This is a genomic window from Lentzea flaviverrucosa (assembly GCF_003350445.1).
Taxonomy (GTDB): Bacteria; Actinomycetota; Actinomycetes; order Mycobacteriales; family Pseudonocardiaceae; genus Lentzea; species Lentzea californiensis.
Map to the genome: position 1 here is coordinate 122,856 of NZ_QQAU01000019.1, position 25,068 is coordinate 147,923.

Sequence of the window (25,068 nt, forward strand, 5' to 3'; positions counted from 1 at the left end):
TGAGGCCGGTAGTAGTTGTCGGGTGATCACACTCGGCGCCGTCTACCGGCCCCAGCTCCCTCCCGAGAACCTGCGTCCGGTCGTCCTCGCGGCCGAGGAGTCCGGTGTGGACTCGCTGTGGCTGTGGGAGGACTGCTTCCTGGAGAGCGGTATCGCCTGCGCCTCGGCGGCCCTGGCCTGGACCTCACGGCTGAAGGTCGGCGTCGGCCTGCTGCCGGTGCCGTTGCGCAACGTCGCCCTGACGGCGATGGAGGCGGCGACGCTCGACCGGTTGTTCCCCGGCCGCGTCATGATCGGCGTCGGCCACGGCGTGCAGGACTGGATGGGCCAGGTCGGCGCGCGGGTGGCGTCCCCGCTGACGTTGCTGCGCGAGTACACCGACGCGCTGAAGGCACTGCTGGCCGGCGAGCGGGTCACCGTCGAAGGCCGGTACGTCAAGCTGACCGGCGTCGCACTGGACTGGCCGCCGTCCGCGCCGATGCCCGTGTACGTGGGCGGCCTGGGCGAGAAGACCCTGGACCTGGCGGGCGAGGTGGGCGACGGCACGATCCTCGACGCGTCGGCCGACCTCGAACGCGTCCTGACCGTCAGCGCCACCCGCGAGCACCCCGTGATCGTCTACGTGGAGACGGACTCGCGGGACCGCGCGTTCGTCACGGACCTGGTCACCTCGGTGGCCGCCGCGGGCGCTACCAGCGTGATCCTGCAACAGTCCGCCACGAGCGAGGACCCGGAAGGGTTCGTCCGTTTCGTGGGATCACTCGATGGAGTGAGTGCATAGCGTCGTAGATAACGGCGGATTCCTCCGTGCGATGGAACGGTCATGGGCCTTTCGTCGCCGAACGGGGAGGTAAGCATGCTCGGGCGCAAAGACCGCCGGATCGCTGAGCTGGAGCGGGCCGTGGAGGGCCTGCAGGAACTCCTCGCCCGGATCGGTGACGCCCGATCAGCGCAGACCGTCGCGCTGGAAGAGGTCGACAGAGCCGGTGCCGAACTAGTAGCGCTGCGGCACCGGATCGACAAGGCGCGCGCCGAACTGCGACCGTTGAAGGAAGAACTGATCTTGCAACGAGCAGGCGTGTTCCGCACCGACGCCGTCGCGGACCACCAGGCGCAGCTGGACCTCATCCACGACGAGATGAAGACCCTGATCAAGACCGGCGCGGCGATCGAGGGTGGCGGGCAGGTCACCTACAACGGATCGGACGCGACCGGACGCAGGCTCGTCGAGGACTGGTCGGCGCTGATGCTCCGCTCGTACAACTGCGAGGCCGAGAACTGCCTGCGCATGCTGCGAGCCGGTGGCCTGGACGCGGCGAGGAGGCGGCTCGATCGCTCGGCGTCGGCGATCGAACGCCTCAGCGGGACGTTCGCGCTCCGCATCTCGCCGCGTTACCAGGCCTTGCGCACTTATGAGCTCGAGCTCACCGCTGATCACCTGCAGCGCAGGGCGGAGAGCCGCCGCACCCGCCGGATTGCTTCCTGATGGTCCGTTCGGGTGGGTTTGCCCGGTTGGTCTAACAGCCATCGCGCGCTCCGCGATGACGCCGATACGTGTCGTCGCACCGAGGGGGCCCACCCATGTTCGGCAGCAAGCAGAAGAAGATCGTTTCGCTGGAACAGGCTGCCGGCGGACTGCAGGCACAGGTCAACCAGTTGAGTGCGCACCTGCAGCAGATCGGCGGACTCGACCACGTCCAGGTGCGCCAGGAGATCGACCGCATGCGCGCCGAACTCGCGGGCCTGCAGCAGGCGCACGCCGGTGAGAGACAGGCGCACCAGGTCGCACTGGCCGCCGAGCGGCGGACGCAGGACGAGGCGCTGGCGTTGCAGAAGAAGGGTTTCGAGCAGGGGCTGGCCCAGTTGCGCGCCGAGCTGGCGGACGCGCAGAAGACGCTGGTGCCTTTCAGCGACGAGCTGCTGTTCCAGGACGCCGGTGTGTTCCGCTACCACCACCCGCTGGAGAACTCCGAGGCGTACAAGCGCGAGCTCGACCGCGTGCAGGACACCATGAAGCAGATGATCAAGGACAAGACCGCGGTCACCGGCAGCAGCAACTTCACCTTCAACGGGTCCAGCAGGGAAGGCGCCAAGATGGTCGCCGACTGGTGCAAGCTGATGCTGCGCTCGTACAACTCCGAGGCCGAGAACAGCCTGCGGGTGATGAAGGCGGGTTCCGTCGACGCCGCCAAGAAGCGGCTGGTGCGCGCGGCCGAGGTGATCGAGAAGCTCGGGAAGATGCTCAGCATCGAGATCAACGACCGTTACGAGGCGCTGCGCATGCGCGAGCTCGAACTCATGGCGGACTTCCTGCAGAAGAAGCAGGAGGAGAAGGAGGACGAGCGCGCCGAGCGCGAGCGTTTGCGCGAGGAGGCCAAGGCGCAGGCCGAGTTCCGCCGCGAGCTGGAGAAGCTCGAGAAGGAGCGCAAGCACCTGGAGAACGTCCGCCGGGCGTTGCTGGCCAAGGGGGATGTCGCCGGAGCGGAGAAGCTCCAGTCCGAGTTGGACGAGGTCGTCTCCGGCATCGAGGGCGTGCACCAGCGCGAGGCGAACATCCGGGCCGGGTACGTCTACGTGATCAGCAACCTGGGTGCGTTCGGGCCGAAGATGGTCAAGATCGGGATGACCAGGCGGCTGCATCCCGAGGAGCGCGTGCTCGAACTCGGTGACGCGTCCGTGCCGTTCCGCTACGACACCCACATCCTGCATTACTCGGCCGACGCGGTCACCCTGGAGACCAAGCTGCACCAGGCGCTGTCCGATCGCAGGGTCAACCGGGTCAACATGCGGCGCGAGTTCTTCTACGCCACGCCCGAGGACGTCCGCGAGCTGCTGAAGACGCACTCCGGCCAGATGCTGGAGTACGTCCTCGAACCCGAGGCGGCGGAGTACCGGCAGAGTATGGCTTCCTGATCCACGGGGTAGTCCTCAGCATGGCTGAGGTCACCCTGAACATCGAGGCACCCGTCGCGCACGTGTGGGACGTGCTCGCCGACGGCTGGTCGTACGCGGGCTGGGTGGTGGGCGCGTCGCACATCCGCGACGTCGACACCGGCTGGCCCAAGCCCGGCACCCGCATCCACCACAGCGTGGGCCCGTGGCCGCTGGTCATCCAGGACGTGACCGAGGTGGTGCGGTGCGAGGCCCCCCGGCTGCTGGAACTGGACGCCCGGCTCTGGCCCGCGGGCGCGGCGCGGATCACCTTCACCCTGCGGGCGCTGTCCGAGTCGCTGACGGAGGTGCGCATGGCCGAGAGGGTCGTGCGCGGACCGTCGACGATCCTGCCGAACGTCGTGCAGGACCTGCTGCTGACGCCCCGCAACAAGGAGACGCTGCAGCGTCTGGACGACCTGGCCAGAGGGCGCTCCTGATTCACCACCCTTTCACTAGGTAACTAGTGAAAGGGTGATACGGTTGCTCCCATGAGTCAGAGGGAGCACCCGCCGGTCCTGGCTGAGGACCTGGGGAAGAAGTACTCGCGGGGCTGGGCGTTGCGCGACTGCTCGCTGGAGGTCCCGGCGGGCCGGATCGTCGCGCTCGTCGGGCCGAACGGGGCAGGCAAGAGCACGCTGATGGGCATGATCACCGGACTGCTGCGCCCGACGACGGGCCGGATCTCGGTGTTCGGCGACGAGCCGAACGGGCGGGGGATGCACCGGTCGGTGTCGTTCCTGACGCAGGCCAAGCCGTTGTACCCGCAGTTCACCGTCACCGAGACGCTCCGGTACGGCCGCAACGCGAACCCGGGGTGGGACCAGGCGTACGCCGAGGAGCTCGTCGAGAAGGCGCAGGTGCCGTTCGCGGCCAAGGTGGGGACGCTCTCGGGCGGCCAGCGGACGCGGGTCGCGCTCGCGCTGGCGCTGGGGAAGCGGCCGCGGTTGCTGATGCTGGACGAGCCGCTCGCGGACCTCGACCCGCTGGCACGCGAGAGCGTGCTGCGGACGTTGGTGCAGGAGTGCCGGACGCAGGGCATCACGGTGCTGCTGTCGTCGCACGTGCTGGCGGAGCTGGAGGACGTGTGCGACCACCTCGTGCTGCTCGCCGACGGCCGGGTGCGGCTGGCGGGTGACGTCAGCGCGCTGCTGCGGGCGAACGCGCAGCACCGGACGCTGAGCCAGCTCGCGCTCGCCTACATGCGGATGGAGGTCGCGGCATGACCTGGATCGTGTGGCGTCAGCAGCGGCCCGTGTTCATCACGCTCGTCGCCGGGCTGGCCGTGGCGGTGGTGGCCGTCCTGGTGCTGCGGGCCTCGATGTCGGCGGACCTCGTCGCGCGCAACCTCGTGGACTGCGCGGCGAAGGGTCTGGAGTCCTGCATGGGCCCGGCGGCCACCGAGTTCCAGACCGCCTGGTTCGACAAGATGCACATCGCGCTGGCCACGGTGCTCGCCGCGCCCGTGCTGATCGGCGTCTTCGTCGGCGCGCCGCTGTTCGCGCGGGAGTTCGAGCAGGGCACCCACGCGCTGGCGTTCACGCAGTCGGTCAGCAGGACGCGCTGGATGGCGACCAAGTTCCTCGTCGCGGCACTGCCCGCGCTGGTCGTGGTGGTCGTCTACCAGCTCGTGGTGCACAGCTGGCTGGACGTGGCCGGTCAGCTCGGGCCGTTGTCGACGGGGGAGTTCTACTTCACGGTCTTCGACTCCCGTGGCGTGTCCCCCGTCGCCTACACGCTTTTCGCCTACACGCTCGGCATGTTCGCCGGTGCGCTGTTCAAGCGCACGCTCGTGGCGATGACGCTGACGCTCGGCCTTTTCGTCGTCGTGCGGGTCTTGGTCGGCGGCGTGCGGGAGTCCCTGATCACGCCGACCCGGATCATCTCCGACGACGTGGCCGAGCCGGCGTCGGCCGATCGCGGGCCGCTGGTGGTCGAGGCGGGATACCTCGACGCCAAGGGGAACGTGATCGCCGATCCGGCGCCGATGATGAACTGCGGCTCGAAGGCCGACGCGCAGGGCGTCGTCGACACGGCGGCCTGCTACCGCGAGAACGGGCTCGCGCAGCGGTACGCGGACGTCATCCCCACCGACCAGGCGACGACCCTGCACCTGCTCGAAGGGGCGATCTTCGCGGGACTCGCGGTGCTGTTCGTGCTGGGCTCGGTCTGGGCAGTGCGCAGGCAGGTGTGACTTGAGCGGACGGGTGGACACCTATGCTGAGCGGCGTGATCGAGTTTCGCATCGATCGGCACTCCGGGGTGTCCACCTATCTCCAGATCGCCGCGCAGGTCAAGCAGGCCATGCGGATGGGGCTGCTCGGCCCCGGCGACAAGCTGCCGACGGCACGGGAGGTGGTGGAGGCCACGAGGGTCAACCCCAACACCGTGCTGAAGGCGTACCGCGAGCTCGAACACGAGGGTCTCGTGGAGGGCCGCCGGGGCATGGGCACGTTCGTCACTGCCTCGCTCGCCACCGACGCGACGAAGGCGGACGCGCCGCTGCGGCAGGGCATGGAGCAGTGGATGGACCGCGCGGTCGACGAGGGACTCACCGGCGACGAGGTCGACGCCATCTACACCGACGTGCGGGGCACGCACTACTGATGTCCACTGTGGACGTGGGAGCACGATGAACACCAGTCCGGTGCGGGCGGAGAACCTCGCGAAGCACTTCGGGCGCACCAAAGCGCTCGACGGCTGCTCGTTCTCGCTGCCGGAGGGCAGCGTGACCGGGCTGGTGGGGCCGAACGGCGCGGGCAAGAGCACACTGCTGTCCTTGATCGCCGGGCTCGCGAAGCCCACCGCCGGCGAGATCACCGTGCACGGCACGGCGGTGCGCGGCCGGATGCACCCCGACGTGTCGCTGCTGACCCAGAAAAGGCCGCTCTACGACCAGTTCACCGTGCGCGAGCTGATGCGGGCGGGCGCGGCGATGAACGACCGCTGGTCGGCCGAGCGCGCGGACGAGGTGCTGGACCTCCTTGCGGGAGTGGACAAGGACGCGAAGGTGCGCACGTTGTCCGCCGGCGCGCGCACGCAGGTCGCGATCGCGCTGACGCTCGGCCGGCTGCCGAAGGTGCTGCTGCTGGACGAACCGCTGTCCGACCTCGACCCGCTGGCGCGCGACGAGACGTTGCGGATCGTCATGACCGACGTCGCGGAACGGGGCACGACGGTGCTGCTGTCGTCGCACCTGCTCACCGACCTCGGCGACGTCTGCGACCACCTGCTGCTGCTGGACGAGGGCCGCGTGCAGGTGGCGGGCGAGATCGAGGAGGTCCTGGACGACCACCAGGTCGTCGTCGGGCCCACCGGGCTGGACCTGGAGACCGACGGGGTCGTGGTCGACTCCTCGCACACGTCCCGCCAGACGACGGCGCTGGTGCGCGGCAGCGGTGCGCCCGAGGGTTTCCAGACCGAGCGCCCCGACCTGGAAGCGCTGGTGATGGGATACCTGCGGGCGTCGCGCACGCGCAGGTACGCCCGTCAGTAGATGGCCTTGTGGGCTCCCTGGATCAGAGCTCGGTACAGGCCACCCGCCGCACCCCAACGAGCCAGCGCCGCTCGTGCCGCGTTCGCACCCGCCGCACCGTGCACACCGCCGCCCGGCCACGCCGACGAACCCGTGAGGTAGAGCCGGTCGAACGGGGTGTCCGCGCGGCCGAGCCCGGGCACGGGCCGGAAGACGAGCTGCTGGTGGATCGCCGCCGTGCCGCCGTTGACCGATCCGATGTCGTCGGGGCCGAGCACCGAGCGCCCGAGTATGCGCGAGCGGAAGCCGGGCGCGCGTTCCTCGATCATCAGCTCCAGGCGGTCGGCGCGGCGCTTCAACCGGTCCGGCGTCCAGTTCCCGCCCAGCGGCACGTGGGTGTAGGCCCAGGCGGCCTCGGTGCCGGCGGGGGAGCGCGACGGGTCGGTCGTCGTCATCTGGCCCAGGATCATGAACGGGTTGCGCGGCACCTTGCCGCACGCCAGCTCGTGGGCCACGCCGGCCAGGCCGTTGACGTCGCCACCGAGGTGGACCGTGCCCGCCTGCGCGGCTTCCGCGTTGCGCCAAGGGATCGGGCCGGACAGCGCCCAGTCGACCTTGATCGTGTCGCCGTCCCACTGGAACCTCTTCAGGTCCTCCGCGAGCTTGCCCGGCAGCGCGTCACCGCCGATCAGGTCGAGGTAGAGACGGGGCGCGGGTACGTCGGCCAGGACGGCACGGCGTGCGCGCACAACGGAACCATCTGCCAGACGCACGCCAACGGCGACACCGCGTGCGTGCAGCACTTCGGTGACGCGAGCACCGGTCTCGATGCGTCCGCCGAACCTGCGGACCAGAGACGCGGCCAGTTCGCCCGCCCCGCCGCGCGGCACGGGGTTGCCGACGTCCTGGGCGAGCATGGCGAGCAGCCAGCCGAAGCCCGCGCCACCGGCCTGGTCCGGGCCGAGGTCCGAGTGCATCGTGTTGCCCGCCAGCAGCAACCGGGCGCCTTCACCGGCGAAGAGCTCCTCGCCGAGGCGGCGCACGGGCAGCGTCAGCAGTCGCGTCAGCCGCAGCGCGTCACCGGCCCCGAGCGTCCTGAGCAACGACAGACCGCCGCGCACGGGCGGGAAGGGCCGGAGCAGGCTGTCCAGCACGGCATTGCGCACCTTCTGCCAGCGGGCGTACTCGGACTGCCAGGCCTCGGCGTCCGAATGAGCGAAGGAGCCGACGGACTTCGCGGTGACGTCCACGTCACGAGAGAGGAGCGCGACACGGTCGTCCGGCAGCACATGGGCCAGTACGGCAGGTGCGTGTTGCCACTGCACGTCGAGGTTCAACGCGCCGATGACGGGAGAGCCGAGACCGAGGGGGTAGAACGCGCTGTAGACGTCGTTCGTGAAGCCCGGAGCGGTGATCTCGGCCGATGTCACGGCGCCGCCGGCCGTCTCGCGCTGCTCCAGCACGAGCACGTCCCAGCCCGCGTCCGCCAGCAGGGTCGCGGCGACCAGTCCGTTGGGGCCGGAGCCGATGACGACCGCGTCAACCTCGTTCACGCACGTCCTCCCATTGCAGCGATGACCTCACGCAGCACATCGCGCGCGTCGTGTTCGGGCCACCATTCCAGATCTTCATGTGCTCGTGTGGTGTGCACGAGAGGTGCCTGATCGGCCATCCGGACCCACTCGGGGGTCAGGGGCTGCAGCCCGAGCCGCGCTGTGGCGCCCGCGAGCTTCTCGATCACCGGGTACGGCACCGGCACCCGGACCGCGCCCACGCGTTCGGCGATCATCGGCGCGGTCAGCACCGGTTCGGCGGCGAGGTTGAAGGCCCCCAGCGCTTTGCGGCGGATGATCTCGACGATCGCGCGAGCCACGTCGTCCGCGTGCACGAGCTGCAGGCGCAGGTCGTTCCACAGCGGGACCGGCAGGAACGGCAGCAGTGCCGGCGGCAGCAACGGGCTGAGCAGCCAGCGGCGGATCTTCGCTGCGGCGGACGCCTGCCCGATGCCGCACGGCCGGATCACCGTGCACGGCAACGGATAGCGCTGGACCATCTGCTCCAGCCGCACCTTGTGCGCGCTGTAGGTGTTGCCCGCGATGCCGGTCAGCTCCCACGACTCGTCGACCCTCGACCAGCGTTGCGCAGGGCCGTAGGCCGCGACCGAAGAGGCAAGGACCAGATGACCGACGTCCTCTTTGACGCACGCGGCGAGCACGTGCTCGGTGCCGTCGACGTTGGTCTTCTGGTTGGTCGGCTTGATCGCCCACGCGAGATGCACCACGACGTCGGCGCCCCGGATCGAGTCGCGCAGGGACGAGAGTGTGCGCACGTCAACAGCGGCGTCCTCGAAGTCCAAATGGCGGCGCAGCGCGCTGCCGACGTTGCCGGACGCACCGGTGACGACGATTTTCACCCTGTCCGGATACCCGCGATGTGACCGATCACGCGTATCTCATTTCGTTCGGTACCGAAGAGCTAGCACACTCCGTAGTCGAACGGTAGTCACATGAACCTTACGAGCTTGTGTTCCGTAGCACATAAGGGGCCATTATTTAGGCCTCCGCCCAATACTGAGCTACCGCTTAGTACGGCTCGATCTCCGGACAAGGACCCTGCATGCCCCTCCGCCGTGTACTGCCCACCGCCGCCTTGGCGCTCGCCGTCCTGGTGGCCGGCTGCGGTGCCAAGACAGACGAGAAGGCCCAGGTCAAGACCGGGCCGGGCGTTACCGACGACACGATCTCGCTCGGCATCCTCACGGACATGACAGGGCCGTTCAAAGCCTCGGCGCTGACCCGCATGAAGGGCTACGACCTGTACCTGAAGCAGGTCAACGACCGCGGCGGCATCTGCGGCCGCCGGATCGAGCTCAAGCAGAAGGACCACGCGTACGACGTGCAGAAGGCGCTCGACGCCTACTTCGAACTGGAACCGCAGGTCCTCGGCCTGCTGGAGCTCGCGGGCACGCCGATGACCGCCGCCATCGAGCCCGACATCATGCAGACCCGCACGCTGACCGCTCCCGCCTCGTGGGCCGCGTCCCTGCTCGGCAACCCGCACATGATGATCGTCGGCACCACGTACGACCTCGACGTCATCAACGGGCTCGACCACTACAAGCGCAAGGGCGTGATCAAGGACGGCGACACCGTCGGCCACGTCTACGTCCAGGGCAGCTACGGCGACAACGCCGTGGAGGGCAGCCGGTTCGTCGGGACGCAGTGGAACATGAAGATCGCCGAGCAGCCGATCGGCGAGACCACGGCCGACCTCGCGCAGCAGATCGGCGCGCTCAAGGCCGCGGGCGCCAAGGCAGTCGTGCTCAGCACCACCCCCGCTCAGACCGCTGCCGCCGTCGGCGTGGCCGCGGCGCTGAAGTGGGACGTGCCGTTCATGGTCAACGTGGTCGGCTTCGACACCGCGATCCTCGACTCGCCGGTCGGTCCCGCCGTCGAGAAGCAGGTGTCCGTGGTGACCTCGGTGGCGCCGTTCACCGGCACCCAGGCCGGCCCGCGCGAGGTCGCGGCGGCGTTCAACAAGTACTACCCGGACGACAAGCCCGCGATCTACGTCGACCACGGCTACACCGTCGCGAAGGTGTTCCTGGCCGTCGTCGAGAAGGCCTGCCAGGACGGCGACCTCACGCGGGACGGCGTGCTGAAGGCGTTCCACAACACCAACGGCCTGGACACCCAGGGCCTGACCAGCGCGCTGCACTACTCGCTCGTCGGGCGGCCGTCCGCGACGCAGTCGTACATCACCAGGGTCGACTCGAAGGCGCCCGGCGGTCTCACGACCGTCGAGGAACTGTTCGAGTCCGAGCTCGTGAAGATCAAGGGCACCCGCGCCAAGTAGCCACCAAATGAGAAATGGCCCCTCCCGGTTTCGGGAGGGGCCATTTCTCTCGTCCTACTTGCCGAAGCCGGCCTTGCGGAGCGCGTCCGCCATCGAGCCGCTCGCGGCCGGAGGCGCGCTGCGCTGCTGACCGCCGCGCTGGGGCTGCCCGCCGCGCTGCTGCGGACGACCGCCGCGGTCACGGCCACCGCCGCCGCCCTGCTGCTTCGGAGCGGGCTTGCCCGGCTCGTCGGTCAGGCGCAGCGTCAGGCCGATGCGCTTGCGCGCCTCGTCGACCTCCAGCACCTTCACCCGCACCACGTCACCGGACTTCACGACGTCGCGCGGGTCCTTCACGTAGGTGTTGGACAGGGCGGAGATGTGCACGAGACCGTCCTGGTGCACGCCGACGTCCACGAACGCGCCGAACGCGGCCACGTTCGTCACGACGCCCTCCAGCACCATGCCGGGCTTGAGGTCGGCGATCTTCTCGACGCCGTCCGCGAAGGTCGCCGTCTTGAACGCCGGACGCGGGTCGCGGCCGGGCTTCTCCAGCTCGCGGAGGATGTCCGTGACGGTCGGCAGACCGAACTGCTCGTCCACGAACTTCTCCGGCCGCAGCTTCGTCAGCACGGCAGTGTTGCCCATCAGCTCGGCGCCCGCCTCGATCTGCATCCTGCGCACGACCGGGTACGCCTCGGGGTGCACGGAGGAGGCGTCCAGGGGCTCGTCGCCGCCGCGGATCTTGAGGAAGCCCGCGCACTGCTCGAACGCCTTCGGGCCGAGCCGCGCCACGTCCTTCAAGGCCTTGCGGGACTTGAACGGGCCGTTGGCGTCGCGGTGCAGCACGATGTTCTCCGCGAGACCGGCGGTGATGCCGGAGACGCGCGAAAGCAGCGGCACCGAGGCGGTGTTGAGATCCACGCCGACCGCGTTCACGCAGTCCTCGACCACCGCGTCGAGCGACCGCGAGAGCTTCGACTCCGCGAGGTCGTGCTGGTACTGGCCGACACCGATCGACTTCGGGTCGATCTTCACGAGCTCGGCCAGCGGGTCCTGCAGGCGGCGGGCGATCGAGACGGCGCCGCGGATCGACACGTCCAGGTCGGGCAGCTCCGAGGACGCGTAGGCCGAGGCCGAGTACACCGACGCACCCGCCTCGGACACCACGATCTTGGTCAGGTTCAGCTCGGGGTGGCGCTTGATCAGGTCGGCGGCCAGCTTGTCGGTCTCGCGCGAGGCCGTGCCGTTGCCGATCGCGATCAGGTCGACGTCGTGCTGCTTGGCCCACACCGCGAGCTTCGCGATCGACTCGTCCCAGCGGTTCGCGGGCACGTGCGGCTGGATGACGCCGTGCGCGACGACCTTGCCGGTGGCGTCGACGATCGCGACCTTCACGCCCGTGCGGTAGCCGGGGTCGAGGCCCATCGTGGCGCGCGTGCCGGCCGGGGCGGCCAGCAGCAGGTCGCGCAGGTTCGAGGCGAACACCCTCACGGCCTCGTCCTCGGCGAACGAGCGCAGCCGGCCGCGGAGGTCGATGCCCAGGTGCACGAGGATGCGGGTCCGCCACGCCCAGCGGACGGTGTCGGTGAGCCACTTGTCGCCGGGACGGCCCCGGTCGTCGATGCCGAAGCGGGAGGCGATGCGCACCTCGAAGGTCGAGGGACCCTCCTCACGCGGCTCCTCCGGCTCCAGGACGAGGTCGAGGACCTCCTCCTTCTCGCCGCGGAACAGCGCCAGGATGCGGTGCGACGGCAGCTTCGAGAAGGGCTCGTCGAACTCGAAGTAGTCGGAGAACTTCGCGCCCTCGGTCTCCTTGCCCTCGCGGACCTTGGAGACCACCCGGCCGCGCGTCCACATCTGCTCGCGCAGGTCGCCGATCAGGTCGCTGTCCTCGCCGAACCGTTCGACCAGGATCGCCCGCGCGCCCTGCAGGGCGGCCGCGGCGTCCGCGACCTCCTTGGCCGGGTCGACGAACTTCGCGGCCTCCTCCTGCGGGTTCAGCCCGGGATCACCCAGAAGTGCGTCGGCCAGCGGTTCGAGACCGGCCTCCCTCGCGATCTGGGCCTTCGTGCGGCGCTTCTGCTTGTAGGGCAGGTAGAGGTCCTCGAGCCGCGCCTTGGAGTCTGCGGCGAGGATCTGCGCCTCGAGGGTGTCGTTGAGCTTGCCCTGCTCGCGGATGGAGTTGAGGACGGCCGCGCGGCGCTCTTCCAGTTCGCGCAGATACCCGAGGCGTTCCTCGAGCGTGCGCAGCTGGGCGTCGTCGAGACCGCCGGTCGCCTCCTTGCGGTAGCGGGCGACGAACGGGACGGTCGCGCCACCGTCGAGCAGTTCGACAGCAGAGCCGACCTGGCCTGCGGCCACTCCGAGCTCGTCAGCGATCTTCTGGTGGATGAGCGTTGTCACAGCGCGCCATTCTGCCCGTTGTCCGATCCGACGTGGCACGGTGTCCTTCATGACCATCGCCGAGGTCGTCCCATCACTGCTGTCGGGCCTGGACGTGCCGGGTGCCGACAACACGCTAGGCCTGCCCGCCGCCCGGCGTGTCGTACTGCTGCTCGTCGACGGTCTGGGCCACGAACTGCTCCGTTCGCACGCGGAGCACGCCCCGTTCCTGTCGTCGATGGCCGGCCGGGAGATCTCCGCGGGCTTCCCGTCGTCGACCGCGACCAGCCTCGCCTCGATCGGCACCGGGCTGCTCTCGGGTGAGCACGGCATCGTCGGCTACACGTTCGAGGTCGGCGACGAGGTGCTCAACTCGCTGACCTGGTCGCGCGCCGACGACCGCCACCACGACCTGCGCAAGGCGCTCGTGCCCGAGGTCGTGCAGCCGCACCCGACGCTGTTCGAACGCGCGGCGGCGGCCGGTGTCGCCGTCAGCGTGGTCGCCCCGCTGTTCCACCGCGGCAGCGGCCTCACCAGGGCGGTGCTGCGCGGCTCGTGGTTCCGCGGCGCGGCGGGGTTCGGCGACCTCGCCCTCGGTGCTCTCGCGGCCGTCCGGGAGGACCGTTCGTTCTGCTACGCCTACCACGCGGACCTCGACACGATCGGGCACATCTACGGGCCGGGTTCCGAGGAGTGGTTGCTGCAGCTGGAGTTCATCGACGCGCTGGTGTCGCGGATCGCCGCGCGCATGCCGGCGGACTCGGTGCTCGCCGTCACGGCGGACCACGGCATGATCACCGCGGGGGAGCGGATCGACTTCGACACCGAACCCCTGCTGTGGCAGGGAGTCCGGGTGATCGCGGGAGAACCCCGGGTGCGTTACCTGCACACCGAGAGCGCCGAGGTCCTGGACGTGTGGCGCGAGTACCTCGGCGACCGCGCCGACGTGCTGACGCGCGAGGACGCGGTGGACGCCGGGTGGTTCGGCCCGATCAGCCCGCTGGCGGCGGACCGCATCGGAGACGTCGTGGTGGCGATGAAGGGCTCCGCGGTGATCGTGCGCAGTCAGGCGGAGCCCATGTGGACCGGCATGAAGGGGTTCCACGGGTCGCGGACCCGTGCGGAGCTGGCGATCCCGATTCTGTTTCACTCAGTACCTTCAGTGTAGGTTGAACTCAACCCTTTCCGTTGTCTCGCTTTAGGATCACCGATCGTGACGATCGAACTGCCAGGACCTGTCGGGTTCGTGCTCGGCGGCGGGGGAAGCCTCGGCGCCGCGCAGGTCGGCATGCTGCGCGCCCTGCGTGAGCACGGGGTGCGGCCGGACCTCGTCGTCGGCACCTCGGTCGGGTCGGTCAACGGCTCGCTGCTCGCGCTGGACCCGGACAAGGCGGCCGAGCGGCTGGGCGTGCTGTGGGAGGGCATGACGCGGCAGCGGGTGTTCCCCGGCGGGCCGATCGCGCAGCTGAGGTCGTTGCGCACCAACAAGACCTACCTCTTCCCGAACACCGGGCTCGCGCACGTGCTGTCCGAGGGGCTCGGCGGCTGCTCGTCCTTCGAGGAGCTGACGCTGCCGTTCGGCGCGGTGTCGGTGAACGGCGTGACCGGTGAGGCCGTGAACATCACCGAGGGCGAGCTGGTCCCCGCGATCCTCGCCAGCGCGGCGATTCCGGGCGTCTACCCGCCGGTGCGCATCGGCGACCAGGTGCTCTACGACGGCGGCGTGCTGGCGAACGTGCCGATCCGGCAGGCCCTCGCGATGGGCGCGAAGTCGTTGGTGGTGCTGGACTGCGCTTTCCCGGGCCACCTGCCGACGGTGCCGGAGACGCTCGCCGAGACGTTGCTGTTCTGGGCGACCCTGGGCATGCGCAACCAGGCCGTGCTGGAGGTGGAGCTCGCCTCGCAGAGCACCCCGGTGCTCTACCTGCCGGGCCCGCCCGTGCAGGCCGTGACACCGCTGGACTTCTCGCACACCGCGGAACTGGTCGAGGCCTCCTACCTGGCCTCGACCACGTTCCTCACGACGCTGGAGTTCGCCGGCGTGGGGCTCTACGGGCACCCGTCACACGGGTAGCGCGCTGAGCTGGTTGGCGGGCCGCGGTGGCGGCGGTGCGGCTCATGCGGTCCCTCCCCTTCTCGCGTGCTGAGCACGGATGCCTGGGACCTGCGCCGATGCTGACATCCGGTCCCGCCGCGGCCAAGGCCGCCCACGGGGTGGGACGTGGTCTGAACAGGTGAACGTTCGGCCATCGGCTAACAAGTCCCCGTCCGGCTCTGACTAACCCTGCACACCAGATCGCGCTTGGCGGACGCGGTCGCGGCATTGGAGTGCGCGACATGACGCCAGCGGAGACAGAGCTGTTCAACGCCATCGAGCAACTGGGACGGGTCGAGTTCGACGGCGCGGGCAGGGAGATCGGCGCAGCGTTCCTCAGCGGCGAGCTGCTGCGTGGGGTCGGACGACGGCCGCGCAAGCTGACCGTGCTCGACGTGACCGTCGTGGGAGAACTCGACCTGGAGGCGGGCGAGGTCGGCTTTCCCGTCGAGTTCGAACGGTGCACGTTCGACAGCGCGCCGAACTTCGAACAGGCGAACGTGGCAGGCCTCTACTTCGCTGACTGCGAGTTGCCCGGCCTGCGCGCCTCCCAGGTGCGGCTTCAGGACGGACTGGCGTTGCGGGGCTGCACGATCAACGGGTGTGTGCAGCTCACCGGCGCCCACGTGTCCGGTCAACTCGACATGGACGATTGTGTGATCGACGGTCCGCGCGATGGTGCCCTGAAAGCGGACGGGCTGAGGGTCGAGCACGACGTCTACTGGTCAGGCCGGTTCAAGGTGACCGGGCTGACGCACATGACGGGTGCCCACATCGGTGGCCAGTTCATCTGCGAGGGCGCGACTTTTCGCAACCCCGGCGAAGATGCGACGCTGGAGCTGAGCGGGATCGTCGTGGGGGAGCACGTCTTCTGGCGCAAGGGGATGTCCGTCAAGGGCCGGGTGAACCTGAGCGGCGCCGACATCGCCGGGAGGCTGGTCTGCAGCGATGCCCGGTTCAGCAGTTCCGGGTCGGCCGCGATCGTGGCGACCGGCCTGAAGGTCGGCCAGGACCTGCAGTTCTCGGAGAAGTGCAGGGTGAAGGGCGAACTCGCCCTGGTCGGTTGCCGGGTGGGCGGCTGGATGAGGTTCACCGGCGGTGAGTTCATCAACCCCCGCGGCGTCGCCCTCAACCTCGCTCGTGCGTCCACCGAACTGAACCTTGTGCTGCGCAAAGGAACCGTTGTGCTCGGTCAGCTCTGCCTGGCGGGCGCGCGGGTCGGTGGCACCCTGGGCGCGCAGGGTGGCGAGTTCCTGAACGGGAGCGGCACGGCGATCGCCGCCCCTGGGCTGGAGGTGCACGGCGACCTCATCCTCGGGGTTCGTGGTGACGTGCGGTTCCACTCGCAGGGCGAGGTGGTGCTCAGCGACGCGCAGATCGGAGGCAACTTCGACTGCGCCGGCGGACTGTTCGAGAACGAGGACGGCGACGCGTTGGTAGCTCGTGGGATCAGGGTTGGAATGGATGCGGATCTGACCGGGCAGTTCACCGCGCGGGGGCGGGTGGACTTCGCGGGTGCCAGGATCGACGGCAAGCTCGACTTCACCAGCGCCAGGTTGAAGAGCGAGGGCGACGCGGTGCGTTGCGACAGCGTGCGAGTCGGCCACGCCGCGGTGTTCGACGGGGTGTTCGCCACGGGATGCGTACGGATGTGCGACGCCAGGATCGGTTCGGAGATCAGCTTTGTCGGCGCGGTCCTCAAGGGCGTGCCGGCTGTGAAGCTTAAGGGAACCCAGGTCCGCGGTGCGTTGCGGCTGAGATTCGCCGAGCGGCCCGCCGGGTGGATGGACCTCCGCAGGGTGCGTGCGGGGTCGCTGGCTGACAGCGAGGGCGACTGGCCGGACGGGAGCCGCCTCGACGAGTTCGTCTACGGCGCTCTGCTCGACGGTTCGATGTCGCTGCCTCAACGCCTGCACTGGTTACGTGATGGGCATGCTTACGTTCCACAGGTCTACCTGCAGCTGTCGTCCGTCTACGCGAAGTCTGGCCTGCACGACGCGGCCACTGATGTCCTGATGGCGAAGGAGGACGCCAAGCGGCGGAGACTGGAGGGGTTCACGGGCAGGCTGCACCGCATGGTGTGGTGGTTGCTCAGCCCCACAGTCGGATACGGCTACCGGCCATTGCGGATCTTGTGGTGTCTCGGTGTCCTCACGGTGGCGGGCGGCCTGATCTTCCACTGGCTCAGGCAGGACAAGCGCAACTTCGCCATTGCGAGGCCGCAACTGGACGTCGCCTGGTTCGACCCGTGGCTCTACGCGATCGACCTGCTCCTCCCGATCATGAGTCTCGAACACAGCCAGCTCTGGGTACCCTTGCACGGTGCCCGCTGGGCTTCGCTCGCGTTCACCGTGCTGGGCTGGGTGCTCGCGGTCTGCCTCGTCACCGGGATCGGTCGGCTTTTCAAGCGGGACGAGCGTTAGCAGTCCAGCACCCACCCGATGTTGTGCTCGGCGATCTCCCGCATCGCGTCCCGGTGCGGGAAGTCGCCGTCCAGCAACCGGAGCGGACCCTCCACGAGGGACAGGTGCTGCGCGAGCCGGTAGAACGACATCCGTGCGGGGTCGAGGCCGGGCACCGGCCGGTAGTGCGGGCCGAAGCGCAGCTCGAGGAACACGTGCTCCCACTCGACGTCGAAGAACATCGCGCCCTCGATGTCGATGAGCACCGGCCGTCCGTCCGCCACGAGCACGTGGTCGGGGCCCAGCTCGCCGTGGATCAGCCCGTACGCGGTGCGCGGTTCGATCGCCGCGTGTCGTTGGCGCAGCTGGGTTTCCAGGCGGTCGCGCTCGGCGGCGACGCGTGGCACGCGCTCGCAGCACGCGTCGAGGTGGCCGAGGGCCCGGTGCAGCACCACGTCCGGTGCAGGTGGCGCGTCCGCGGGTTGTAGTGCGCTCGGGCGGCCGTAACGCGGGCTGGTGCGCTGGTGCACGGCGCCCAGGTCGTCCCAGAGTCGTTCCAGTGCCTCGGTGTCGTGGTCGAGGAGCTTTTCGAGGAACTCGGCCCCGAGGTCCTCGATCACGACGACGTCGCTGTCGACCAGCACCAGCCTCGGCACGCAGGCACCGGCCTCGGACAGGGCGGTGTGCGCGGTGAGGAACAGGTCGCGCCCGCTCGCGTTGCCGAACAACGGGTCCTGTTCGTGCGCCGGCCAGTAGTCCTCGCTCGTGCGCCACACGTAGGCGACGCCTGTCGTGCCGTCGTCGAGCGTCAGGCGGTAGACGCCCTTCTTGCTGCCGCCGTGCAGGCGGACCACGTCGCGCAGTTCACGGCCGTACGCCGCCTGCGCGATGTTCGCGAGGTCGGCCACCCCCAGATGTGCCACGCTCCACGACGTTAGCGGTGGGCGCGTGAAACTGGTGCCAACACTTCTGGGGCGAGCGGACACGAACAGGTATGACAACCGAAGACCCTGACGACCGCGCACTGTGGTCGCAGGCGGCTGGGGGCAGTGCGCACGCCTTCGGGGTGCTGTTCGACCGGCACGCGAAGGCGGTCTACAACCACTGCTTCCGGTTGACCGCGTCCTGGGCTGAGGCCGAGGACCACCTGCAGGCGACCTTCCTGCTGGCCTGGCGCAAGAAGAGCCAGGTGGCGAGGCTCGAACGGGAGTCCGCGCTGCCGTGGCTGCTCACGGTCGCGACCAACGTCGTGCGCAACGAGCAGCGGTCGCTGACCAGGCGGGTCAGGAACCTGCGCAGGGTCGGAGAAGAACGCCCGATGCCCGACCACGCGGACATGGTCGCCGAACGGCTTGATGACCAGCAACGGATGAAAGAGCTGCTCGCAGCCGTGGAGAAACTGCCGCGCAACGAACGTGAGGCGCTCGCTCTGTGCGTGTGGGCCGAGGTGTCCTACGAGGACGCCGCCGCCGTGCTCGGCATCGCCGCGGTGAGCGTGCGGGCGCGGGTCAGCAAGGCGAAGGCGAAGCTCCAGCAGCACCGCGAGCTCGTGCCCACCGGGGAGGACCTATGACCGGCATGCTTCCGCCCACCCGCGACCTGCCACCGGGCCGCCACACGCAGATCCGCGCCGAGGTCGAACGCGCGGTCGCCGGTCGCCGCCGCAGGCTGGTGTTCCCGCTCCTCGCCGGGGCGAGCGCGCTGGCCGTGGTGGTCACGAGCATCGCGCTGCTCCCGCCGGAGCCGTCGGACCCGGTGCCGGCCGTGCAGGTCACCACGTCACCGCCGGCCACGTCGAAAGCCCCGGACTTCGGGGTGCCGCCGGAGACCGTCGCGGCGATCGAGGAGGGCTGCGGACGGAGCGCCGGGGTCGGCGGGGCGAAGCTGTACCAGCTGCTGGACTCGCAGACCCGGTGGGCGTTGCTCTACACCGGCAAGGAGGCGCTGACCTGCAGCCTCGGCGTCGGGGGCGTGGAGTACAACTCCGGCTTCTCCGGGAGGGAGGTGAAATGGCTTCCCGGGCATCTTGCCCGCGACGACGAAGGGGTGAGCGCCGGCGGTGATCTGAACCTCAAGCCCGTCTACGCCGGCGTGCCCGGCAACCGCACCGTCGTCGGCCGTGTCGACGACCAGGTGGCTCGGCTGACGTACACCGTCGACGGCCGGACCATCGAGGCCACCGTCGCCAACGGCACGTTCACCGCGCGGATCCACTACCCGTCGAACTGGGCCCGCCCGAGCGTCGAGGATCGCGGAGTCCTGCACGCCTACGACGCGGCGGGCACCCTGATCGCCACCGACACGGGTGTCGTGGCCGACTGCTACGTCAGTCCGGAGACCGGCAAGATCGTCCACGGCAACGACCGGGCGGACCCGCTGACGTGCAAGCCGGCGACCCCCTGGAAGTCACGCTGAACGTCACTACCGACCGGCCGGTCCAAGCGACATACTGGTTGGTATGACGACTGTGGCGAACTTCGGCGGCATCAGTCACCACGCTGACCTCGACGGGCCCGTGCACTGGGTCGACTTCGGCGGACCGGCGGACGGTCCGCGCATCGTGCTCGTGCACGGGCTCGGCGGCTCGCACCTCAACTGGGTGCTGCTGGCACCGCTGCTCGCGCGCAAGGCCCGCGTCACGGCCGTCGACCTCGCCGGGCACGGCCTGACGAACCCCGAGGGGCGGCAGACCACGGTCCAGGCCAACACGAGGCTGCTGGGCCGGTTCCTGCGCGAGGTCGTGGAGGAGCCGGCGGTCCTCGTCGGCAACTCGATGGGCGGGCTGATCTCGCTCTTCCAGGCCGCCCACGACCCCGAACCGGTCACGGGCCTGGTGCTGGTCGACCCGGCGCTGCCGATGGTGTTCGGGACCCGGCCGGACCCGGCGATGCTCAGCACGTTCTTCCTGTACTCGGTGCCGGGCCTGGGGGAGCGGTACCTGGCCAGGTCGAGGGCGGTTCCCGCGCGCCGGCAGGTCGACCGCCTGCTGGAGCTGGTCTGCGCGGACCCGTCGGGCATCCCGGAGGAGCTCAAGCTGGCCAGCGAGCACCTGATCGGCGAGCGCGCCAAGGTCGAGGGCCTGGACAAGGCGTTCCTCGCGGCGGCGCGCAGCGTCGTCTTCACGACGTCCAAGCGCGGCGCCTACTACGCGGCGATGGCCAAGGTGCGGGTACCGGTGTTCCTGATGAGCGGCGACCGCGACCGGCTGGTCAACGTCGCCGCCGCCCGGTACGCGGCGCGCCGGTTCCCGCACTGGCGCTACGACGAGTACGCGAACGTCGGTCACGTGCCCCAGATGGAGATCCCCGAGGTCGTGTCGGAGCGGATCCTGGACTGGATGGACGCCAACCGCCTGAGCACGTCCGCGAGCTGACCCAGGGTGAGCCGCTCCCGCAGCACGGGGGCGGCTCCGGTCAGCACGAAGTGGTCGTCGCACTGCTCGACGCCCGTCAGCTCGATGCCGCGCGGCAGTTCCGGCACCGCGAACACGCGCGCCGGCAGCCACTTGTGCAGCCGCACGTGCAGCTCCGATCCGACCAGCCGGACCGTCAACGGCAACCAGTTGAACGGTCGCAGCTCCGGGACGTCCGCGAAGTCCACCTCGACGCGGAACTCGACCGGCGAGGCCACCAGGACCGCGGGCGGGTTCACGTGCACGTCGTGGCAGACGACGGTCGCGCGGCGAGCACGCCAGCGCGACCACCGCACGTCCTCCAGCTCGACGCGGACGTCGTCGAGCTGGCCGAGTGCCAGTCCCAGGGCACCCAGCCGTGCGTCGAGTCCCACCACGGTCAGGCTCAGGTCGTGCGCACCCACCCGGACCGTCAGATCGTGTCTCAGGCCGTCGTCTCCGGCTTCACGCCGTTCGTCGCGGCCTTGGAGGTCGCCCGCACGGCTCGGGGCTTGGGGGCGGGCTTCTTCGGCACCGGCTTGGCGGCGGGCTGGGGAACGGGCTTCGTGGCGGGCGCGGCCTCCACGACCTCCTGGGCCGCCTCGGTCCTCTCCGCCGCCTCGGCGGCCAGCGCCACCATCTCGTCGAAGCCCGCGCGGATGCCGTCCGCGAGCAGCTGGACGTCCGGCACGCCGTCGAAGTCGGCGTTGATGCCGAAGGTGAACCTGTCGAGGTAGGAGAAGATGCCGACGGTGATCCGGATCGTCGAGGCGATCGGCACGTACGGGAACATCTCGACCAGCGGGCGGCCGAGCATGTAGAGCGGGATGCGCGGGCCGGGCACGTTGGTGGTGACGGTCTGCAGGATCTGCTGCGGGAACCGCATCGCGGTCCGCGAGCCCAGCGCCATCAGCGTCGGCGCGGCGAAGTTCGACAGGTTCGTGAGGACGTCGGCACCGGCGGCCTGGCGCGAGCTCTTCAGGTCGTCCATCTGCGTGCGGATCGACGCTAGGCGCTTCACCGGGTCGGACTCGCCCACGGGCAGGTTCACGAGCACGGCGCTGACGCGGTTGTTCAGCTCGTTGTGCTGGTCGGCCTTACGCATCGACACCGGCACCATGGTCCGCACGACCATGCCCTCGGTCAGTTCGCCGCGCTTCTCCAGCAGGTCCCGGAAACCGCGCGTGATCGCCGTCAGGATGACGTCGTTGACGGTGCCCCCCGCCGCGACGCGGATCTGCTTGATCTCGGCCAGGTTCGCGCGCGCCCACACCCAGCGGCGGTGCGGCCCGATAGGACCGTTCAGGGACGTCGCCGCACGCGTGGTCAAACGCCTTGCCGTACCGGGAAGAGAACCGAGAACGGACTTGCCGAAGTCCACGATCTCGCTGAAGGAACGCACGTTCCGCGCGACGGCGGGCAACGCGGACAGGTGCTGCACCGGCGTCACGACGGCGTCACGCACGCCGTCCACCACCAGGTCGAGCGTGGAGGGTTGCGGCTGCGGCTTCCACTCCTTCGGCTCCGGCAGCACGCTCTCCTGCCTGAAGTCCAGGATGAGCTGCAGCATGTCCGAACCGGACACTCCGTCGATCATGCAGTGGTGGACCTTGGAGATGATCGCCCAGCGGCCGCCTTCGAGGCCCTCGACCAGCCAGGCCTCCCACATCGGCTTGGAGTCGTCGAGCTTCTGCGCGAAGATCCGGCCGGCGAGGTTGCGCAGCTGGTCCTCCCCGCCCGGCGACGGCACCGCGGTGTGGCGCACGTGGTAGAGGATGTTGAAGTGGTCGTCGTCGACCCAGACCGGACGCCCGACGTGGAACGGCAGCGCCTTCACCTTCTGCCGGTAGCGCGGAACCTGGTCCATGCGCGCCAGGAAAAGGCGGATCACATCTCCGTAGGACGGGGCCGGCCCGTCGAAAACCAGGACGGAACCGACGTGCATGGGCACGTTCTCGTCCTCGATGAAGTAGAAGCTGGCGTCCAGAGAGCTCATGCGATCCACTCGAAAAAGAGTAGAGGACCTGAGCGTCTCAATCGACGTCCATGCAGGTGAGAGGCACTGCACAGGTGTGAAGTTGCCAACGTGTTACCTGTGGGTGGCGAATCGAGACTCGAAAGTACTGGCAAAAAGATCGTTCACGAAACATCATGGACTCACCGGGCAACGCTGCCCGGGGCGCCGGCTCGGGGTTGTCGACGTGTGGGGAGGCTCCTATGTCTGCCGTACCTTCGGACGAAGTCTTCGAAGTGCCTGCCGCTCCGCCCCTCCACCTCGTCAGAGGCTCCGCGCCCGGTCTGTTCTGGTACCTCACCGAGCCCACCCGCTGCGCGCTCGACGTCAGCGAGTTCGTGGCCACCCGGTCGATGTTGCGCGGCGCGCCGTCCGGTGACGGCCACCCCGTGCTCGTCTTCCCGGGCCTGGGCGCCGCCGACTCGTCCACGGTGATGCTGCGCCGGTTCCTGTCGGGCCTGGGCTACCAGGTGAACCCGTGGGGCCTGGGCCGCAACATCGGGCCCACGCGCAAGGCCGTGGACGGCATGCACGCCTTGGTGAAGAAGGTCTCCGACGCCTACGGCGGGCCGGTGTCCATCGTGGGCTGGTCGCTCGGCGGGATCTTCGCGCGCGAGATGGGACGGGACCACCCGCACCGGGTCCGCCAGGTGATCACGCTCGGATCGCCGTACAACATGAGCGATCCCGTGCAGTCACGGGCGATGCCCGCCTTCGCGCTGTTCTCCCGCCTGCACATCCCGAAGGACGAGTTCCCGCCGCTGGAGTCGACGCGGCCGCCGATCCCGGTGCCCGCCACGTCGATCTACTCCAAGACGGACGGCATCGTCTCGTGGGAGTCGTGCGTCGAGGAACCGGGGCCGCACAAGGAGAACGTCCAGGTGTCGTCCTCACACCTGGGATATGGCTTCAACTCCAGCGTCCTGTGGGTCGTCGCGGACCGGCTGGCACAGGCGGAGGGCACGTGGGCGCCCTTCGCCGCGCCACCGGGGATGGCGCGGCTCTACCCGCGCGCGGCCTGAAACCCTTCCCTCACGCGGAAAGCGGGTGAGACCGGCAACCCGGTCCCACCCGTTCCGCGGATGATCGCCTCACAGGGCAGCGATCAGTCGTCCTCCCCCTGGGTCAGGTTCGTGGACACCGCATCGGCGTCGCCGCCGTTGCCACCGTTGCCGGTGTTGCCGCCGTGGGTGCTGCTGTTGTTGGTCGCATTGCCGGTGTCGCCCGTGGACGTGTCACCGGAGTCGCCGGAGTCGGTGCCGGTGAGGCACGTGGAGTGCACGCACATCACGGTCGCGGAGTTGTGGCCGGTGTTGCCGGAGTCGCCCGAGTCGCCGCTGTCGCCGGTCACGGCGATGTTGGTGCTTTCGGCGTCGCCGCCCTCGCCGGAAGCCGCGCCGTTCCCGGCGGTGGCGGTCGCCGCGGCTTCGTTGTCGCCGTGCGCGGCGTTCTCGTCGTCGCCCCACTCGGTCGCGGTGGAGTTGCCTGCTGCCGCATCGGCGTCGCCGCCGTTGCCGCCGTGGCCGGTGTTGCCGCCGTGGGTGCTGCTGTTGTTGGTGGCGTTGCCGGTGTTGCCAGTGGACGTGTCACCGGAGTCGCCGGAGTCGGTGCCGGTGAGGCACGTGGAGTGCACGCACATCACCAGTGCGGAGTTGTGGCCGGTGTTGCCGGAGTCGCCCGAGTCGCCGCTGTCGCCGCTCACGGCGACGTTGGTGCTTTCGGCGTCGCCCCCGTTGCCGGAATGCCCGCCGTGCCCGCCCGTGGCAGAGGCCGTGGCCTCGGTGTCGTTGCCGTGGCCCCAATGGTTGCCGTGGTTGCCGTGGCCCCAGTGGTTGCCGTGGGGCCGGTGGATGCCGTGGGCGGGGACGTTGCCCTTGTCGTCGTCCTCGTCGTCCTCGTCCCAGGTGGTCGTGACCGCGTTCTCCGCCGTGGCGACGGCGTTGCCACCGTTGCCGCCGTGGCCGGTGTTGCCACCGTGGGTGCTGCTGTTGTTCGTCGCGTGGCCGGTGTTGCCCGTGGGCGTGGCGCCCGAGTCGCCGGAATCCGTGCCGGTCTGGCAGGCGGAGTGGACGCACAGCACGGTCGCGGAGTTGTGGCCGGTGTCGCCGGAATCATCGGATTCGCCCGATTCGCCGGTGACCGCGATGTTGGAGCTTTCGGCGTCGCCACCCTCGCCGGAATGCCCGCCGTGCCCGGCCTCGGCGGAGGCCGCGACCTGATGATCGAACCACTCCCAGGCCGTGTGGTGTTCTGCGCCGCCGATCCCGAACGGGTGGAACCCGCCGATGTTCGCGCTGGCGGTCGGACCGCCCGCCAGCACGAGGCCAGTGGCCACGGCTGCGGCCAGGAGGCCGGTTTTGACGTTCTTGCGCATGTTCTTCCTTCCTTGACGACAACTTCTCGGACGTGAAACCGCGTTCACGCGAGGCGGACCGTCTTGGTGGATACCTGGCCGTCTCGTCCCTCCACGTCCCGGAGCACACCGGCATCCGGGCCGCAGGGTTGACGTTCGAGCCGGGGAACAGGACTTGCCGCCTACCG

The 25,068-nt window shown here is 69.5% G+C and carries 22 protein-coding genes and 1 pseudogene; 16 read left to right on the forward strand and 7 right to left on the reverse strand.

The features are described from left to right. Nucleotides 1-22 precede the first annotated feature (22 nt). The 8 genes and pseudogenes from DFR72_RS40740 to DFR72_RS40775 all read left to right on the forward strand — a co-directional run bounded on the left by DFR72_RS40740 (nucleotide 23) and on the right by DFR72_RS40775 (nucleotide 6,427). Nucleotides 23-781, forward strand: coding sequence for an LLM class flavin-dependent oxidoreductase (locus tag DFR72_RS40740; RefSeq protein WP_090072534.1), 759 nt, complete (start codon nucleotides 23-25; stop codon nucleotides 779-781). 75 nt (nucleotides 782-856) lie between these two features. After that, nucleotides 857-1,486 carry an SNIPE associated domain-containing protein gene (locus tag DFR72_RS40745; protein WP_170176629.1) on the forward strand — a complete coding sequence of 210 codons (630 nt, stop codon included), beginning with the start codon at nucleotides 857-859 and terminating at the stop codon, nucleotides 1,484-1,486. A gap of 95 nt (nucleotides 1,487-1,581) precedes the next feature. After that, a complete protein-coding gene (locus DFR72_RS40750; protein ID WP_090072539.1) occupies nucleotides 1,582-2,913 on the forward strand; it encodes an SNIPE associated domain-containing protein in 1,332 nt (443 codons plus the stop codon). Nucleotides 2,914-2,933: 20 nt separating this feature from the next. Further along, nucleotides 2,934-3,371 (forward strand): SRPBCC family protein, encoded by a 438-nt coding sequence (locus DFR72_RS40755; RefSeq protein WP_090072541.1) that lies wholly within the window; start codon nucleotides 2,934-2,936, stop codon nucleotides 3,369-3,371. A gap of 51 nt (nucleotides 3,372-3,422) precedes the next feature. Continuing rightward, nucleotides 3,423-3,929, forward strand: a pseudogene (locus tag DFR72_RS40760) (ATP-binding cassette domain-containing protein); the annotation flags it as partial. A gap of 224 nt (nucleotides 3,930-4,153) precedes the next feature. After that, entirely contained in the window at nucleotides 4,154-5,125 is a 972-nt protein-coding gene (locus DFR72_RS40765; protein WP_090072544.1) for a hypothetical protein, read from the forward strand. Between the two features lie 35 nt (nucleotides 5,126-5,160). Then, entirely contained in the window at nucleotides 5,161-5,538 is a 378-nt protein-coding gene (locus DFR72_RS40770) for a GntR family transcriptional regulator (protein WP_211335723.1), read from the forward strand. 25 nt (nucleotides 5,539-5,563) lie between these two features. Then, nucleotides 5,564-6,427 (forward strand): ABC transporter ATP-binding protein, encoded by an 864-nt coding sequence (locus tag DFR72_RS40775; RefSeq protein WP_090072548.1) that lies wholly within the window; start codon nucleotides 5,564-5,566, stop codon nucleotides 6,425-6,427. Here the strand turns inward: DFR72_RS40775 and DFR72_RS40780 are convergent. Continuing rightward, entirely contained in the window at nucleotides 6,421-7,959 is a 1,539-nt protein-coding gene (locus tag DFR72_RS40780; RefSeq protein WP_090072550.1) for a phytoene desaturase family protein, read from the reverse strand. The two genes, DFR72_RS40775 and DFR72_RS40780, sit on opposite strands and share 7 nt — an antisense overlap. After that, nucleotides 7,956-8,819, reverse strand: coding sequence for an NAD-dependent epimerase/dehydratase family protein (locus tag DFR72_RS40785; RefSeq protein WP_090072552.1), 864 nt, complete (start codon nucleotides 8,817-8,819; stop codon nucleotides 7,956-7,958). The genes DFR72_RS40780 and DFR72_RS40785 overlap by 4 nt, the downstream gene beginning before the upstream one ends. Before the next feature lie 203 nt (nucleotides 8,820-9,022). Between DFR72_RS40785 and DFR72_RS40790 the strand changes: the two genes are divergently transcribed. Then, complete coding sequence (locus DFR72_RS40790; protein WP_090072554.1) at nucleotides 9,023-10,261, forward strand: ABC transporter substrate-binding protein; 1,239 nt, start codon at nucleotides 9,023-9,025, stop codon at nucleotides 10,259-10,261. Between the two features lie 54 nt (nucleotides 10,262-10,315). Here DFR72_RS40790 and DFR72_RS40795 read toward each other — a convergent pair whose 3' ends face one another. Beyond that, on the reverse strand, nucleotides 10,316-12,646 hold the full coding sequence (locus DFR72_RS40795) for a Tex family protein (RefSeq protein ID WP_245983870.1): 2,331 nt from the start codon (nucleotides 12,644-12,646) through the stop codon (nucleotides 10,316-10,318). Between the two features lie 49 nt (nucleotides 12,647-12,695). Here DFR72_RS40795 and DFR72_RS40800 point away from each other — a divergent pair, with 49 nt between their 5' ends. From DFR72_RS40800 to DFR72_RS40810, 3 genes are all read left to right on the forward strand, one after another. Then, the gene (locus DFR72_RS40800) at nucleotides 12,696-13,793 is read left to right on the forward strand and encodes an alkaline phosphatase family protein (protein ID WP_090072558.1); all 1,098 of its coding nucleotides are present in this window, start codon (nucleotides 12,696-12,698) and stop codon (nucleotides 13,791-13,793) included. A 42-nt stretch (nucleotides 13,794-13,835) separates the two neighbouring features. Further along, on the forward strand, nucleotides 13,836-14,699 hold the full coding sequence (locus DFR72_RS40805) for a patatin-like phospholipase family protein (protein WP_090072560.1): 864 nt from the start codon (nucleotides 13,836-13,838) through the stop codon (nucleotides 14,697-14,699). A 263-nt stretch (nucleotides 14,700-14,962) separates the two neighbouring features. Next, on the forward strand, nucleotides 14,963-17,143 hold the full coding sequence (locus DFR72_RS40810) for a hypothetical protein (protein ID WP_090072562.1): 2,181 nt from the start codon (nucleotides 14,963-14,965) through the stop codon (nucleotides 17,141-17,143). Here the strand turns inward: DFR72_RS40810 and DFR72_RS40815 are convergent. Further along, entirely contained in the window at nucleotides 17,140-18,045 is a 906-nt protein-coding gene (locus DFR72_RS40815) for a phosphotransferase (RefSeq protein WP_177224649.1), read from the reverse strand. The genes DFR72_RS40810 and DFR72_RS40815 overlap by 4 nt on opposite strands. Nucleotides 18,046-18,116: 71 nt before the next feature. Between DFR72_RS40815 and DFR72_RS40820 the strand changes: the two genes are divergently transcribed. From DFR72_RS40820 to DFR72_RS40830, 3 genes are read left to right on the forward strand one after another with little or no spacing between them, the layout of a single operon-like run. After that, on the forward strand, nucleotides 18,117-18,695 hold the full coding sequence (locus DFR72_RS40820; RefSeq protein WP_090072565.1) for an RNA polymerase sigma factor: 579 nt from the start codon (nucleotides 18,117-18,119) through the stop codon (nucleotides 18,693-18,695). After that, complete coding sequence (locus DFR72_RS40825; protein ID WP_090072567.1) at nucleotides 18,692-19,537, forward strand: hypothetical protein; 846 nt, start codon at nucleotides 18,692-18,694, stop codon at nucleotides 19,535-19,537. Before DFR72_RS40820 ends, DFR72_RS40825 begins: the two co-directional genes overlap by 4 nt. A gap of 43 nt (nucleotides 19,538-19,580) precedes the next feature. Then, entirely contained in the window at nucleotides 19,581-20,495 is a 915-nt protein-coding gene (locus DFR72_RS40830; protein ID WP_090072568.1) for an alpha/beta fold hydrolase, read from the forward strand. Here DFR72_RS40830 and DFR72_RS40835 read toward each other — a convergent pair. Together DFR72_RS40835 and DFR72_RS40840 are read right to left on the reverse strand one after the other, a co-directional pair. Further along, nucleotides 20,405-20,938: a hypothetical protein gene (locus DFR72_RS40835; RefSeq protein ID WP_090072570.1), complete on the reverse strand. Its 534-nt coding sequence runs from the start codon at nucleotides 20,936-20,938 to the stop codon at nucleotides 20,405-20,407. The two genes, DFR72_RS40830 and DFR72_RS40835, sit on opposite strands and share 91 nt — an antisense overlap. Nucleotides 20,939-20,958: 20 nt before the next feature. Further along, nucleotides 20,959-22,509 carry a WS/DGAT/MGAT family O-acyltransferase gene (locus tag DFR72_RS40840; RefSeq protein WP_245983871.1) on the reverse strand — a complete coding sequence of 517 codons (1,551 nt, stop codon included), beginning with the start codon at nucleotides 22,507-22,509 and terminating at the stop codon, nucleotides 20,959-20,961. 221 nt (nucleotides 22,510-22,730) lie between these two features. Between DFR72_RS40840 and DFR72_RS40845 the strand changes: the two genes are divergently transcribed. Next, a complete protein-coding gene (locus DFR72_RS40845) occupies nucleotides 22,731-23,549 on the forward strand; it encodes an esterase/lipase family protein (RefSeq protein ID WP_114773958.1) in 819 nt (272 codons plus the stop codon). 83 nt (nucleotides 23,550-23,632) lie between these two features. Here DFR72_RS40845 and DFR72_RS40850 read toward each other — a convergent pair whose 3' ends face one another. Beyond that, the gene (locus tag DFR72_RS40850; RefSeq protein ID WP_114773960.1) at nucleotides 23,633-24,901 is read right to left on the reverse strand and encodes a hypothetical protein; all 1,269 of its coding nucleotides are present in this window, start codon (nucleotides 24,899-24,901) and stop codon (nucleotides 23,633-23,635) included. Nucleotides 24,902-25,068 lie beyond the last annotated feature (167 nt).

Bases quoted from the DNA above. Each gene is read 5' to 3' on its own strand.
- DFR72_RS40745 (WP_170176629.1), top strand. From the start codon at position 857: ATGCTCGGGCGCAAAGACCGCCGGATCGCTGAGCTGGAGCGGGCCGTG.
- DFR72_RS40750 (WP_090072539.1), top strand. From the start codon at position 1,582: ATGTTCGGCAGCAAGCAGAAGAAGATCGTTTCGCTGGAACAGGCTGCC.
- DFR72_RS40755 (WP_090072541.1), top strand. From the start codon at position 2,934: ATGGCTGAGGTCACCCTGAACATCGAGGCACCCGTCGCGCACGTGTGG.
- DFR72_RS40765 (WP_090072544.1), top strand. From the start codon at position 4,154: ATGACCTGGATCGTGTGGCGTCAGCAGCGGCCCGTGTTCATCACGCTC.
- DFR72_RS40775 (WP_090072548.1), top strand. From the start codon at position 5,564: ATGAACACCAGTCCGGTGCGGGCGGAGAACCTCGCGAAGCACTTCGGG.
- DFR72_RS40790 (WP_090072554.1), top strand. From the start codon at position 9,023: ATGCCCCTCCGCCGTGTACTGCCCACCGCCGCCTTGGCGCTCGCCGTC.
- DFR72_RS40800 (WP_090072558.1), top strand. From the start codon at position 12,696: ATGACCATCGCCGAGGTCGTCCCATCACTGCTGTCGGGCCTGGACGTG.
- DFR72_RS40810 (WP_090072562.1), top strand. From the start codon at position 14,963: ATGACGCCAGCGGAGACAGAGCTGTTCAACGCCATCGAGCAACTGGGA.
- DFR72_RS40820 (WP_090072565.1), top strand. From the start codon at position 18,117: ATGACAACCGAAGACCCTGACGACCGCGCACTGTGGTCGCAGGCGGCT.
- DFR72_RS40825 (WP_090072567.1), top strand. From the start codon at position 18,692: ATGACCGGCATGCTTCCGCCCACCCGCGACCTGCCACCGGGCCGCCAC.
- DFR72_RS40830 (WP_090072568.1), top strand. From the start codon at position 19,581: ATGACGACTGTGGCGAACTTCGGCGGCATCAGTCACCACGCTGACCTC.
- DFR72_RS40840 (WP_245983871.1), bottom strand. From the start codon at position 22,509: ATGAGCTCTCTGGACGCCAGCTTCTACTTCATCGAGGACGAGAACGTG.
- DFR72_RS40845 (WP_114773958.1), top strand. From the start codon at position 22,731: ATGTCTGCCGTACCTTCGGACGAAGTCTTCGAAGTGCCTGCCGCTCCG.
- DFR72_RS40850 (WP_114773960.1), bottom strand. From the start codon at position 24,901: ATGCGCAAGAACGTCAAAACCGGCCTCCTGGCCGCAGCCGTGGCCACT.